Annotated in this window: 13 protein-coding genes; 11 read left to right on the top strand and 2 right to left on the bottom strand. The window is 66.6% G+C overall.

Annotated elements, in window-relative coordinates; genetic code table 11:
* The first annotated feature begins 719 nt into the window (after positions 1 to 719).
* From EV691_RS22285 to EV691_RS22320, 8 genes are all read left to right on the top strand, one after another.
* The gene (locus tag EV691_RS22285; protein WP_131252778.1) at positions 720 to 1,403 is read left to right on the top strand and encodes a polysaccharide lyase family 7 protein; all 684 of its coding nucleotides are present in this window, start codon (positions 720 to 722) and stop codon (positions 1,401 to 1,403) included.
* Between the two features lie 224 nt (positions 1,404 to 1,627).
* Positions 1,628 to 2,110 (top strand): hypothetical protein, encoded by a 483-nt coding sequence (locus EV691_RS22290; RefSeq protein ID WP_089166873.1) that lies wholly within the window; start codon positions 1,628 to 1,630, stop codon positions 2,108 to 2,110.
* A complete protein-coding gene (locus tag EV691_RS22295) occupies positions 2,107 to 2,550 on the top strand; it encodes a holin family protein (RefSeq protein ID WP_131301557.1) in 444 nt (147 codons plus the stop codon). Before EV691_RS22290 ends, EV691_RS22295 begins: the two co-directional genes overlap by 4 nt.
* On the top strand, positions 2,517 to 3,098 hold the full coding sequence (locus EV691_RS22300) for a hypothetical protein (protein WP_131301560.1): 582 nt from the start codon (positions 2,517 to 2,519) through the stop codon (positions 3,096 to 3,098). Before EV691_RS22295 ends, EV691_RS22300 begins: the two co-directional genes overlap by 34 nt.
* A gap of 988 nt (positions 3,099 to 4,086) precedes the next feature.
* Complete coding sequence (locus EV691_RS22305) at positions 4,087 to 4,266, top strand: hypothetical protein (RefSeq protein ID WP_131301562.1); 180 nt, start codon at positions 4,087 to 4,089, stop codon at positions 4,264 to 4,266.
* Entirely contained in the window at positions 4,263 to 4,445 is a 183-nt protein-coding gene (locus EV691_RS22310; RefSeq protein ID WP_131301565.1) for a hypothetical protein, read from the top strand. The genes EV691_RS22305 and EV691_RS22310 overlap by 4 nt, the downstream gene beginning before the upstream one ends.
* Before the next feature lie 61 nt (positions 4,446 to 4,506).
* On the top strand, positions 4,507 to 5,379 hold the full coding sequence (gene cho, locus EV691_RS22315; RefSeq protein WP_131301567.1) for an excinuclease Cho: 873 nt from the start codon (positions 4,507 to 4,509) through the stop codon (positions 5,377 to 5,379).
* A gap of 67 nt (positions 5,380 to 5,446) precedes the next feature.
* Positions 5,447 to 6,436: an alpha/beta fold hydrolase gene (locus EV691_RS22320; protein WP_131301570.1), complete on the top strand. Its 990-nt coding sequence runs from the start codon at positions 5,447 to 5,449 to the stop codon at positions 6,434 to 6,436.
* A 6-nt stretch (positions 6,437 to 6,442) separates the two neighbouring features.
* Here the strand turns inward: EV691_RS22320 and EV691_RS22325 are convergent, their stop codons facing one another.
* Both EV691_RS22325 and EV691_RS22330 read right to left on the bottom strand, forming a co-directional pair.
* Positions 6,443 to 7,165, bottom strand: a complete 723-nt coding sequence (locus EV691_RS22325; protein WP_131301571.1) for a FadR/GntR family transcriptional regulator — start codon at positions 7,163 to 7,165, stop codon at positions 6,443 to 6,445.
* Between the two features lie 102 nt (positions 7,166 to 7,267).
* Entirely contained in the window at positions 7,268 to 9,004 is a 1,737-nt protein-coding gene (locus EV691_RS22330) for an IlvD/Edd family dehydratase (RefSeq protein WP_131301574.1), read from the bottom strand.
* 185 nt (positions 9,005 to 9,189) lie between these two features.
* Here EV691_RS22330 and EV691_RS22335 point away from each other — a divergent pair, with 185 nt between their 5' ends.
* From EV691_RS22335 to EV691_RS22345, 3 genes are all read left to right on the top strand, one after another.
* Positions 9,190 to 10,491, top strand: coding sequence for an MFS transporter (locus EV691_RS22335; RefSeq protein WP_131301576.1), 1,302 nt, complete (start codon positions 9,190 to 9,192; stop codon positions 10,489 to 10,491).
* A 33-nt stretch (positions 10,492 to 10,524) separates the two neighbouring features.
* Entirely contained in the window at positions 10,525 to 11,520 is a 996-nt protein-coding gene (gene araD1, locus EV691_RS22340) for an AraD1 family protein (RefSeq protein ID WP_131301579.1), read from the top strand.
* Positions 11,521 to 11,682: 162 nt separating this feature from the next.
* Positions 11,683 to 13,260 (top strand): aldehyde dehydrogenase (NADP(+)), encoded by a 1,578-nt coding sequence (locus tag EV691_RS22345; protein ID WP_131301582.1) that lies wholly within the window; start codon positions 11,683 to 11,685, stop codon positions 13,258 to 13,260.
* Positions 13,261 to 13,781: the final 521 nt, after the last annotated feature.

A 13,781-nucleotide genomic window follows, 5' to 3' on the forward strand; every position in this document is an offset into this window, starting at 1 on the left:
GCGTGAACTGACTCGCTTTCATGATCCACCTCCCGCATGCGGAGACGTCATGATCAGCTTAGCCTGCTGCAACAGCTAACTCAGACATAGCCTTTCGTTTTCGGTACTGCTATGCATGAAAATTCGCGCCAATTGCTTGATGGGCAATTCCGCGATGGAGCAAGACCACTGCCCAATGAGCGTGGACAGTGCCCGATAGATGTGGCTGCCAGCCTTGCGCCACATATGCCCGCGACATGATCGCCAACCTCTCCGCTCGACGAAAGTTCTTTTGGGATAATACCGACAGCGATAATCGCTCTGCCCATCGAGATAGCGGTGCAGGCATATCCCGATCATGCGGAAACATATGCCGCCCGAATAGTACGCAGCGTTGAACCAAGAAAATCCGACTCCCTGATTCAGGCCCGCCTTGTGCGGGCTTTTTTATTCCCCCCTCGCCGAACGAGACGAGAGCCCAGCGAGCAAGACGGCTCACGGCAATACCACGGCCTCTTTTACCACGTTCGGCTTCCTGAAGCCGGAATCTAGGGCCAGCACTCTGGCCAGCCGCACTCCGCCCTGACGGAGCGCGGCGGCAGCGCATCCGACGATACGGGCGCGCTGCCCAAGAGCACCGCCAGTTCCAGTACGAAACCGTACTGGCTGGGGCTGCGAAGCAGACAAGTTCGAGTCCATCGAACTGCTGCTGGGTTGATAACACAGAGGAGAAATAAGCAATGGCTACTATTGACCTGACTCGTGTGAATCTGACCACTCCTGAGGCAGACGCAGACGGTGAAGCCAAGACGTACTGGCCTGGTGAGTTTCCCGAGAACGAATACTTCAAGACACTGGAGAATGGAGATCTGGAATTGTGGGCACCGGTTTTAGGAGCCAGCACTCAGAGCACCGAAAGGACCCGCACCGAATTCCGGGAGATCTCCCCCAATACCCGTACGTTGCGAAACTTCACGCTGTCCTCCAAACCGAACCACTATTTGCGTTCGGCCCTGACCATGAAGTCCCTGCCGAGCAACGGCAAGACCGTCATCGGCCAGATTCATGTGGTCGACAATGACCGGCCACCGCTGAAACTGTTCTTCGACAACGGCAAGATTCGGGTCGGCTTTCGCAAGACATACAATCAAGTCGACCCCGTGAACTACGTGATCCTGCAGAACGTCCCGCTGGACGCCATGTTCTCGTACAGCATTTACGCTGCCTCGACCCGCGCGGTGAAAGTCAGCGTGCAATATGGACAGAACACCGGCTCGATCGACCTTAGTTTCGACAGCACTTGGGATAGCAAGAAGCTTTATTTCAAGGCCGGGGTATATAACCAGGAGGATCCGACCGCGACAACGCTGCCTACCTCGGGTAGTCGGGCGCTCTGGCATAGCCTGGAACTTCTGCACTACTGATTGTTCCGGCGTTCGGCAGTAAATGAAAAGCCCGCTTTATGCGGGCTTTTCATTCGATAACGCCTCGCCCCTTCTACAAGACTTTTCCTCCGCCACTTGTATCCGCCGTACAAGAACATGCTGGAGAACGGCAATCGCCCCCTTGCCTATCCATGAGCAGGGCGTTTGCTCGCGACACGTTTTCCCTCTCCGCATGCCACGATCCTTTCCTCAGGAGACCTCCCATGCGCTTGTCTGAAGCCCGCCAACGGGCCATTGCCCCGGCACTGGCCCTGCTGCCTGCAAAGATGACCAGCCCCGCTGCCGAAATCCTGCTCCTCTCCATCGGCCTGCAGGAGTCGGCGCTCCGTCACCGCCAGCAGATCGGCGGCCCCGCCCGTGGCTACTGGATGTTCGAGCAGGACGGCGTGCGCGGCGTCCTGCGCTGTCCGGCGAGCCGCGACCATGCCCTGCAGATCTGCGAGGCGCGTGGCGTCAAACCGATAGGCGCCGCCGTCCATGCCGCCCTTGAACATGACGACGTGCTCGCTGCCGCCTTTGCCCGTCTGCTGCTCTGGACCGATCCGGCCCCACTGCCGGCTGTTGGCGAGGTCGGCGCCGCGTGGGAGTTGTACCTGCGAACCTGGCGCCCGGGAAAACCTCGTCGCGGCACCTGGGACCAGTTGTACGCCCTAGCGCTGGAAGCCGTACGCGAGGTGGAGACATGAGCCTGCTTTCCGTCGCCACGGCACTGTTGCCGACCATCAGAGACCTGCTCGACACGGTGATCTCCGATCCCGAAGCCAGGGCCAGGGCCCAGTTCGAACTGCTCAGGCTCCACCAGGACGGCGCCTTCAAGGAAGTGGATGCGGCCCTGCAGGTCAACCTTGCCCAAGCGAAGATCAATGAAGTCGAAGCGGCCAGCCAGGCCGGCTTCCAGGCCGGGTGGCGGCCACTCGCCGGCTACGTCTGCGTGGCAGGCCTGTCCTATGAGTTCCTGGCCCGGCCGCTGCTGCCATGGCTGCTGACCGTGGCCGGCGTCGGGAATGTCCCGCCACTGCCCTCGCTCGACGACGTGCTGTTCGAACTGATCTTCGGAATGCTCGGCCTCGGCACTCTGCGCACGATCGACCGATGGAAGCGGGTGAACGCGATCGCACCCAAATGACCCGAGATACGGGCATGCCGGCCGTACTGCCAAACCCGACATCAGCATCCGCCAGCCATCATCGGCCACCGGCTGCATCATCGCGAAAAAGGGGCATCCGAAAAGGATGGCATCACCACTTTTTGCACTTCCCTACAACTTATCCGGCCTTGTCGAACATGAACCAGTTCTTTGAAATCGCAAAACAATACAAGGAAATGATCTTGTTGATCGCCAGCTTAATCGCGGGCATTTTCTTTGTCCGTGACTATTTTGCTACGAAACAGGAAGTCGAGGTCTTGAAGTGCCAAGCGGAAAACGGCATCGCTCTCGTGGAAAGCAGAATCAACGTAGAACTTACGACGAAGAAAATCATCAGCCTGCAGAAAGAAATCGAAGATCAGAAAGAAAGAGCAAGGAACAGGACAGGACAAGCGACATCGGACTCCCCCTCTCTTTCGCTTGAAATCAATCGCCTCAAAGACGAGCTGGGCAATGAATACGAAACACAACGTCGCGCCGCCGACAACCTGAAACCAGGCGCATGCGAGAGGGCGGTAAAAAAATGAACAAGCAGCCATTCTTACTGGGATTAGCCGCCTTTTGGGCAAGTACGGTTTTTTCAGCGACCGCCGTCGAACTCGAGTTGGGCCATTTCGATCTCGCTTCCTGTAGAAAGGTCGAATGGAAAAGCAGCGGGCCATTAGGGACCAGCTCGCCAACGTTCCGCTACGGGCCCCAGAAAATTACTGTCCACGCGATAATCGAAGGACCCAATATAATCGTGGAGCCGCACCTATCGAAGGTTCGGGAATGCTCGAAGCTCGCCAGTTCGAGAATCGGCATGTCCTCACTGGCCTGGAATCCCGCCAGAAGTAACGAGCTATTCCGAACCACCCTGATGAGATGTCTCAAGGAGCGAGGCTACCCAGACGAGATTTTTGCTGTAGCGCTCAAGACAAAAAACCACTGCAGGTGGTAACGCTGCTGCCGAGGGCTGATTCACCCGGCAAGAGCCCCCTGCCTGACGGCAAGGCCGTCGATGTCGGCCAGCGATAACGCTACGGGATCCGGCACCTGAGGCTGGCTAATGCGGCATCTTCTTCAGCGAAGAAGAGCTTCTGACTGGCAGCCTGCAGCAGGCGCCACCCTCCCCCTCGTCCTGTTCCGCGGTACGCCTCCCCTTCCCAACATCCGCCACCTGGCGCTGAGATGCCGAGCCGAGGAGCAACGCCTGCACAACAGCGGGAAACGCGACCGGCGTCGGATCTGTGTGCCGACCTCACTGCCACCCAGCGCGGCCATAGCGGCGATGCGCCTGGTCCGCGCTACACATCCATATCGTAATGCAATGATTAAAAAAGTATTTTTTCGTAAAAAACCGCCTCGCTGGCGCCGCTTCGTCCATTCGTCCAATCCCCGTTTACAAGCTACAGGTTAGGGCCCTAACGTTAGCCGACGACGATCGATCCCCATCGAGGAGCGGGACAGTCAGCCAGGGAAGCCACCGCCTTGATCCGACGCGCGCGCCGCGTCCACTACGCGAGGGTAGAACTCATGCACATGCCGAGCATGACCCGGAGCACCGTCCGGGAGTTCGACGGCAACAGCTATGTCGTGCTGCGCACCATCAGCGGCGAACTGCTCCATGTGTACCGGGTGCTGCCGGCCCACGGACACTGCCGCGGGCAGCTGGAGAAGCTGCACCACTTCCCGCGGGAGGTGGCCGAACGATGAGCAACATCGTCGACCTGGAACGCGTCCGCCGGAAACGGCGCATCCGCGACTGCGTCGCCTACATGGACCGGCTATGCATCGAGCTCCTGGAAAATCCGGCGACCACCCCGGGGGTGCGCCAGCTGGCGCGGGACATGTTCCAGAAGCGCTTCGGCTTCGACTACTTCGAGTGCGTATAGACGGCGGCGGCATGCCTGCTGGCCCGCGCTCCCCCCGACCCTGACGGCCCGCGGACGCAGCATGCTCCCGAGCCGACGCGCCCTGCGCCCCGCCGCCGCCTACCGCTATCCCGAGCATCTGCGCGAGCAGATCGCCGCGGCGCCGAAGGCGCCCGGCGTCTACCTGTTCCACGGCGACGACGACAGCCTGCCGCTCTACATCGGCAAGAGCGTGGACATTCGCGCGCGCCTGCTCGCCCATCTGCGCAGCGCCGAGGAAGCCCGCCTGCTGCGCCAGACCCGGCGCATCGAGCACATCCGCACGGCTGGCGAGATCGGCGCCCTGCTCCTCGAGTCGCGCCTGATCAAGGAGCGGCAGCCGCTCTACAACAAGCGCCTGCGCCGCCAGCGCACGCTCTGCTCGATCCGCCTCGCGGACGGCCGGCCGGAGATCGTCGAGGCGCTCGCGCCCGGCCCGGGACAGGCCCTCTACGGACTCTTCGCCAGCCGGCGCGCGGCCGGCGAACGGCTCCTGGCCATCGCCGACCGGCAGCAGCTCTGCCATGCCCTGCTGGGCCTCGAAAAAACCAGCCCCGGGCGCGCCTGCTTCCGCGCGCAGATCGGCAAGTGCCGCGGCGCCTGCATCGGGCGCGAAAGCCGCGAGGAACACGCCGCCCGCCTGCTCGACGCCCTGGCCGGGCAGGCGGTCGCCGCCTGGCCCTATCCCGGGCCGGTCGCCCTGCATGAGCGGAGCGGGGAGCTCGAGGACTACCATGTGGTCGACCGCTGGCACTTCCTCGGCACCTGCGCCAGCCTGGCGGAAGCCCGCCGCGCCCCCGCCTGGCAGCCGTGCCCCTTCGACGCCGACAGCTACCAGATTCTGCTCCGTCCGATCCTCGGCGGCGGCGCCGCCATCGTTCCGCTGTTCCGGGCGGATTCCCCGCACACGCCATAAGCTGAGAGAAGTGCGAACCCATCGGCGCAGTGCGTCGGGTGCCACAGCCGGCACCCGGGAGGCTTCCATGAATGCAGACCCGCTCGACCCCACCACGCTCCAGGCCCTGCTCCTCGTCACGGCCCTGGCGGCCATGGCCCTCTACAACCGCTACCAGACCCGCCGGGCCGAACGCGAGCACCCGCCGAGCGGGCAGTTCATCACGGTGGACGGGGTGCGCCTGCACTACCTCGACCAGGGCCAGGGCTCGCCGGTCGTGCTGCTGCACGGCAACGTCGTGGGCGCCGAGGACTACGTCCTGAGCGGGGTGTTCGAACGGACGGCCAGGACGCACCGGGTGCTCGCCTTCGACCGCCCCGGCTACGGCTACAGCGACCGCCCGCTCGGCACCCTGTGGACCGCGAGCCGGCAGGCCGAGCTGCTGCAGCGGGCGCTCCTGCAGCTCGGCGTCGAGCGCCCGGTGGTCGTCGGGCACTCCTGGGGGACGCTGGTCGCGCTGAAGATGGCGCTGAACCAGCCGGACAGCGTGGCCGGCCTGGTGCTGCTCGGCGGCTACTACGCGGCGACTGCCCGCCTCGACGTGCTGGCCGCGGCCCCGCCGGCGATCCCGCTCATCGGCGGCGCCCTGCGCCATACCCTGGCGCCGCTCCTCAACGGCCCCCTGCTGGCGCTGAACGTCAGGGTCATGTTCGCCCCGCTGCCCGTTCCGGAGCGCTTCAAGCGCCAGTTTCCCCAGCAGTTCCCCCTGCGTCCGCTGCAGATCCGCGCCGAATCCCAGGATGCGGTGACCCTGATTCCAGCCGTGATGAAGATGCGCGAGCGCTACCGGGAGCTGCGCCTGCCGGTCATGATCATGGCCGGCACCGGCGACCTGGTGGTGCAGCACGAGCGGCATGCCCGGTGGCTCCACGAGCAGCTCCCGGGCAGCCATCTGCAGCTGATTCCGGAGGCCGGGCACATGCTGCACTACGCCGCCCCGGGACAGGTGGCCGCGGCCATCGAGCGCGTCGCGGCCGAGGCGCCGGCAAGGTCCGGGGAAGAACGGCCCCCGGCGTGACGGACGTTACAGCGGGAAATCCTCGCCCAGCACCGCGTTCAGCGCGGCGCGCGCGTCCTCCAGCTGGACCAGCGAGGCATGCCGCGCGCCCAGGGTGTCGCGGTTCTGGATCGCGGTGAGGATCGCCTTGTGCCGCGGCAGGGCCAGCTCGTGGAGGTTGGGGCGGCGGTTGGAATGGCGCATCGACTCGCGCAGGGCCAGCGAGAACATGTCGCACAGGTGCGCCAGCAGCTCGTTGTGGGTGGCCTCGGCAATCCGGCTGTGAAAGTCCAGGTCGGGCTCCAGGAAGCTTTCCGGGTCCTTGGCCGCCTCCATGCGCGCATAGGCCTCGGCGATGGCCTCGAGGTCCCCGGCGGTGGCGTTGACCGCGGCCAGCGCGGCCGAGGCCGGCTCGATGATGCAGCGCACGCTGGACAGCTTGTCGAAGAACTCGCCCTGCGGGCTGCACTGCATCAGCCAGTGCAGCACGTCCGGGTCGAGCAGGTGCCAGTCGCGGCGCGCCCGCACCACGCTGCCGACCCGCGGCCTGGAGTAGACCAGGCCCTTGGCCACCAGCACCCGGGTCGCCTCGCGCAGCACCGTGCGGCTGACGTCGTAGTCCTCGCAGAGCTGCGCCTCGGCGGGCAGCTTGTCCTCGGGCTTGAGGCGGCCGGAGACGATCAGGCGGCCGAGTTCGTGCACGATGCGCGCGTGCTGGCTCTTGCGGGGTTTGGGCTGGCGGTAGTCCATCGGTCTGCGGCGGTTCCGGAGGGGCCCGCATAGTAGCACCGACCGCGGGAAGTCCAGCAGGGCGACGCGGACCGGCGACGGCCGGGTCCGCGCGCGCTCGGCTCAGTGCGAGTGGCGCGGCACCTCCGCGCCGCGGCAGCCGACCAGGAAGTCGAAGTCGCAGCCCTCGTCGGCCTGCAGCACGTGGTCGATGTACAGCCGCCGGTAGCCGCCGTCCCAGAGCAGCGGGGCCGGCGGCGCCAGGTCGGCCAGGCGCGCGGCCAGCTCCTCGGCGGAGATGTCCAGGTGCAGGCGGCCGCCGGCGCAGTCCAGCTCGATCATGTCGCCGTTGCGCACCGCCGCCAGCGGGCCGCCGGCGGCCGCTTCCGGCGCCACGTGGAGGACCACGGTGCCGTAGGCGGTGCCGCTCATCCGCGCATCGGAGATGCGCACCATGTCGGTGATGCCCTTGGCCAGGACCTTCGGCGGCAGGCCCATGTTGCCCACCTCGGCCATGCCCGGATAGCCCTTGGGCCCGGCGTTCTTCAGCACCAGGATGCAGGTCTCGTCGACGTCCAGCGCCGGGTCGGCGATGCGCGCCTTGTAGTCGTCGAAGTTCTCGAACACCACCGCGCGGCCGCTATGCTGCATCAGCGCCGGGGTGGCGGCGGACGGCTTGAGCACCGCGCCCTTGGGCGCCAGGTTGCCGCGCAGCACGCAGATGCCGCCGTCCTCGCGCAGCGGGTTGTCCAGCCGGCGGATCACCTCGTCCTCGCCGTAGATCGGCGCCTGCGCGCAGTTGGCCCCCAGCGACTTGCCGTTCACCGTCAGCGCCCCGGGGTTGGGCAGCAGGCCGCCCTCGTCCATCCGCCGGATCACCGCCGGCAGGCCGCCGGCGTAGTAGAACTCCTCCATCAGAAAGCGCCCGGAGGGCTGCAGGTCGACCAGGGTCGGCATGCCGCGGCCGATGCGCGTCCAGTCGTCCAGCTCGAGGTTCACGCCGATGCGCCCGGCGATGGCCTTGAGGTGGATCACCGCGTTGGTCGAGCCGCCGATCGCCGCGTTGACCCGGATGGCGTTCTCGAAGGCCTCGCGGGTGAGGATCTTCGACAGGCGCAGATCCTCCCCGACCATCTCGACGATGCGCATGCCGGAGAGGTGCGCCAGCACGTAGCGGCGCGCGTCCACCGCCGGGATCGCCGCGTTGTGCGGCAGCGAGGTGCCCAGCGCCTCGGCCATGCAGGCCATGGTCGAGGCGGTGCCCATGGTGTTGCAGGTGCCGGCCGAGCGCGACATGCCGGCCTCGGCGGAGAGGAACTCATCGAGGCTGATCTGCCCGGCCTTGTAGGCCTCGTGCATCTGCCAGACCACGGTGCCGGCGCCGATGTCGCGGCCCTTGTGCTTGCCGTTGAGCATCGGCCCGCCGGTCACCACGATGGCCGGCACGTCGCAGCTGGCCGCGCCCATCAACAGGGCCGGGGTGGTCTTGTCGCAGCCGGTGAGCAGCACCACCGCGTCCACCGGGTTGCCGCGGATCGCCTCCTCCACGTCCATGCTCGCCAGGTTGCGGGTCAGCATCGCCGTGGGGCGCAGGTTGGATTCGCCGTTGGAGAACACCGGGAATTCGACCGGGAAGCCGCCGGCCTCCAGCACGCCCTTCTTCACGTGCTCGGCGAGCTTGCGGAAGTGGGCGTTGCACGGGGTCAGCTCCGACCAGGTGTTGCAGATGCCGATGATCGGCTTGCCCTGGAACTCGTGGTCCGGGATGCCCTGGTTCTTCATCCAGCTGCGGTACATGAAGCCGTTCTTGTCGGTGCTGCCGAACCAGGCGGCGGAACGGAGGGGACGCTTGTCGGACATGGGAGGGCTCTCTTGTTTGATTTAGTAGTACTAATAAAAACAACACGAACCAAAATTACCCCTTGCAAAGTCAAAATGGAAGGGTTGTTTCGCTAAATAGTATTACTATATAGTCCGCTGGCATCGCGAGGGCGGCCCACCGCCCCGCACCCGGTCCTTACAACAACAACTGGAGACCGCAGCACATGAGCCCCGAAACGCGGCTTGTCCGCCAGATCACCGCCAAACTGATCCCCTTCCTGATCCTGCTCTACCTGATCGCCTACATCGACCGCTCCGCGGTCGGCTTCGCCAAGCTGCACATGGGCGCCGACATCGGCCTCGGCGACGCCGCCTACGGCATGGGCGCCGGCCTGTTCTTCATCGGCTATTTCCTCTTCGAGATCCCCAGCAACCTGATGCTCGACCGCTTCGGCGCGCGCCGCTGGTTCGCCCGCATCCTGTTCACCTGGGGCCTGATGACCATGGGCATGGCCTGGGTCGACAGCCCGAGCGGCTTCTACGTGATGCGCTTTCTGCTCGGCGCCGCCGAAGCCGGCTTCTTCCCCGGCGTGCTCTACTACATCACCCAGTGGTACCCGGTCCGCCATCGCGGCAAGGTCCTCGGCCTGTTCATCCTCTCCCAGCCGATCGCCATGCTGGTCACCGGCCCGCTGTCCGGTCTGCTGCTGGGCCTCGACGGCCTGACCGGCCTGCACGGCTGGCAGTGGCTGTTCCTCGCCATCGGCGCCCCGGCGGTGCTGCTGGCCTGGCCGACCCTGCGCATCCTCCCGGACCGCCCGGACCAGGTGGACTGGCTCAGCGGCGAACAGAAGGCCTGGCTGCTCGACGAGCTGGAGAAGGACCGCCGGGAATACGGCCAGACCCGCCACGAGAACCCGCTGCATGCCCTGAAGGACAGGCGCGTGCTGCTGCTGGCGCTGTTCTTCCTGCCGGTGACCCTGAGCATCTACGGCCTCGGCCTGTGGCTGCCGACCATCGTCCACCAGTTCGGCGGCAGCACCCTGGCCACCGGCTTCATTTCGGCGGTGCCCTATGCCTTCGGCATCCTCGGCCTGCTGATCGTGCCGCGCAGCTCGGACCGCCTGAACGACCGCTACGGGCACCTGGCGGTGCTGCACGCCTTGGGCGCCTGCGCCATGTTCTTCAGCGCCTGGCTGGGTTCGCCGGTTTTGCAGCTGGCCGCGCTGTCGCTGGTCGCCTTCACCCTCTACTCCATCACCGCGGTGTTCTGGACCCTGCCCGGACGCTTCTTCAGCGGCGCCAGCGCGGCGGCCGGCATCGCCCTGATCAACTCCTTCGGCAACCTGGGCGGCTACCTGGGCCCGTTCGCCATCGGCGCGCTCAAGGAATACACCGGCAACCTGGCCTCGGGCCTGTACTTCCTGTCCGCCGTGCTCTGCTTCGGCCTGCTGCTGACCGGCATCGTCTACCAGCGCCTCGAGCGCCGGCAGGCGCAGCAGCCGGCCCACCTGGGCGGCGTCTGACGCGCCCGCCACTCACAAGACGAGGATTCGAAAATGCGCTTGATTCAATTCGAAGTGGCCGGCGGCGCGCGTCGCGTCGGCCTGGTGGACGGCGGCCTGGTCCGCGAAGTGCGGGATGCGGCGAGCACCCGCGAACTGGCCCTGGCGGCCATCGCCGCCGGCCGGAGCCTGGCCGCACACATCGAGAGCCTGAGCCTGGGCGAGGCTTACGACTATGCCCAACTGCGCGCCGAGCGGCGCGTGCTGGTCCCGCTGGATCACCCGGACCCGGCCCACTGCCTGGTCAGCGGCACCGGCCTGACCCATCTGGGCAGCGCCTCGGCGCGCGACAAGATGCACCAGCATGACGGCGAGGTCGAAGCCGGCATGACCGACACCATGCGCATGTTCCGCTGGGGCCTGGAGGGCGGCAAACCCGCCGCCGGCCAGCCGGGCGCGCAGCCGGAGTGGTTCTACAAGGGCGACGGCGGCATCGTCGTACGACCCGGCGCGGACCTGCCGCTGCCGCCGTTCGCCGAGGACGCCGGCGAGGAACCGGAACTGGCCGGCCTCTACGTGATCGGCGCGGACGGCAGGCCGTACCGGCTGGGCTTCGCCCTCGGCAACGAGTTCTCCGACCATGTCATGGAGCGCCGCAACTACCTGTATCTGGCGCATTCCAAGCTGCGCTGCTGCAGCTTCGGCCCGGAGCTGCGCCTGGGCGGGCTGCCGCGCCATCTGGCCGGCGTCAGCCGCATCCGCCGCGGCGGCGAGGTGCTCTGGGAGCAGGAGTTCCTCTCCGGCGAGGACAACATGTGCCACAGCCTGGAGAACCTGGAGTACCACCACTTCAAGTACGCCCAGTTCCTCCGTCCGGGCGACGTGCACGTGCACTTCTTCGGCACCGCCACCCTGTCCTTCGCCGACGGCGTGAGGACGCGACCGGGCGACCGCTTCGAGATCGGCATCGCCGAGTTCGGCGAGCCGCTGACCAATGGCATCGCCCCGGCCGTAGACGCCCTGCCGCCCGGCGCCATTGGACGGCTGTGATTCTTCCCTGCCGTGCAGGCGCAACAATCGGCAAGTCATACGATGACATTCAACTTCCGACGTTGTACAGTTGCCCTGCACACCCCTGACGCCCCAGCCGGGAAACTGCCCAGGCAGCCCGTCAATAACCGCCAAACCCTTACGGTTAGAGGAGTTGAATCAATGCGGATCGAAGGCAAGAACTACATCGCAGGCACCCGCAGCAGCCAGGGCGACGTCGTCGTCCACAGCATCGATGCGGCTACGGGCGAAAAGTTATCCTATGACTTTTACCAGGCCACGCCTGAAGAAGTGAACGCCGCCGCCGAGGCCGCCGCCGCCGCCTATCCGGCCTACCGTGCCCTGCCCGCCGCCCGCCGCGCCGAGTTCCTCGAGGCCATCGCCGCCGAAATCGACGCCCTGGGCGACGACTTCGTCGCCATCGTCTGCCGCGAGACCGCCCTGCCCGCCGCGCGCATCCAGGGCGAGCGCGGCCGCACCAGCGGCCAGATGCGCCTGTTCGCCCAGGTCCTGCGCCGCGGCGACTTCCACGCCGCGCGCATCGACCGCGCCCTGCCCGAGCGCCAGCCGCTGCCGCGCGTCGACCTGCGCCAGTGCCGCATCGGCGTCGGCCCGGTCGCGGTGTTCGGCGCCAGCAACTTCCCGCTGGCCTTCTCCACCGCCGGCGGCGACACCGCCGCGGCCCTGGCCGCCGGCTGCCCGGTGGTGTTCAAGGCGCACAGCGGCCACATGGCCACCACCGAGTGCGTCGCCGACGCCATCCTCCGCGCCGCCGCGAAGACCGGCATGCCCGCCGGGGTGTTCAACATGATCTACGGCAACGGCGTCGGCGAGGCGCTGGTCAAGCACCCGGCGATCCAGGCGGTCGGCTTCACCGGCTCGCTCAAGGGCGGCCGCGCCCTCTGCGACATGGCCGCCGCCCGGCCGCAGCCGATCCCGGTGTTCGCCGAGATGTCCAGCATCAACCCGGTGCTGCTGCTGCCCGCGGCACTCAAGCGTCGCAGCGGCGACATCGCCAAGGAGCTGAGCGGCTCGGTCACCCTGGGTTGCGGGCAGTTCTGCACCAACCCCGGGCTGATCGTCGGCCTGCGCTCGGCGGAGTTCTCCGCCTTCCTGGAGAGCTTCGCCGCCGCCATGGCCGACCAGGGCCCGCAGACCATGCTCAACCCCGGCACCCTGAAGAGCTACGAGAAAGGCGTCGCCGCCCTGCGCGCCCATCCGAAGGTCAGGCACCTGGCCGGCCAGCCGCAGGAAGGCAACCAGGCCCGGCCGCAGTTGTTCCAGGCCGACGTCGCCCTGCTGCTGGAAGGCGACGCGCTGCTCCAGGAAGAGGTCTTCGGCCCCACCACCGTGGTCGTCGAAGTGGCCGACCAGGCCGAGCTGATCCGTGCGCTGCACGGCCTGCACGGCCAGCTCACCGCTACCCTGATCGCCGAGCCGGCGGACCTTGCCGCCTTCGCCGCCGTGGTGCCGGTGCTGGAACAGAAGGCCGGGCGCCTGTTGGTCAACGGCTACCCGACCGGAGTGGAAGTCTGCGACGCGATGGTCCACGGCGGTCCCTACCCGGCCACCTCGGACGCCCGCGGCACCTCGGTGGGCAGCCTGGCGATCGACCGCTTCCTGCGCCCGGTGTGCTACCAGAACTACCCGAACGAGCTGCTGCCGGAGGCCCTGCAGAACGCCAACCCGCTGGGCATCCTGCGCCTGGTCGACGGCCAGCCGAGCCGCGAGGCGCTGTAAGGGCGCTCCCCCTCGCGGGAGACGCCCAGCTTCATCCGGGGGCGCCAACCCCCGGCTTCCGTGACGACAACGACAATAAAGAACGGGAAAACCGCATGACCACCAAGATCCGCGCCCGCAGTCCGCACCCCTTCCGCACGTCAGGCATTCCGCCGGGCGTCACGGCTCCCTGATCTGCTAAAGCCGGTGCCCCGCATCGGCCTTCCCCCTTCGCTCAATGCCTCCGCGATGGCGGAGGGGGCTTTTTTGCTCCTTTTCCACCGATCTTCGCCGGTGACAACAGCAATGAAAAACCGCACTCAGCGCCTTCCGCTCCGCCCCTCCGCCCCCGTCGCCCTCGTTCTGACGCTCGCCGGAAATGTCCGTCCTAGCCGCGACCGGCAGGCAGCGACGGGGAAAACCCGCATGCGGTAGCGGTTTCCCCATGACAACAAGAAGCACCGCGCATCATCCATCCAGGAGACGAAAACAACATGCACAAGACGCTACTCGCCCAGGGCGTGGCCCTGTCCGCGCTGGGC

The organism is Azotobacter chroococcum (assembly GCF_004339665.1).
In the GTDB taxonomy this organism is placed as follows: domain Bacteria; phylum Pseudomonadota; class Gammaproteobacteria; order Pseudomonadales; family Pseudomonadaceae; genus Azotobacter; species Azotobacter chroococcum.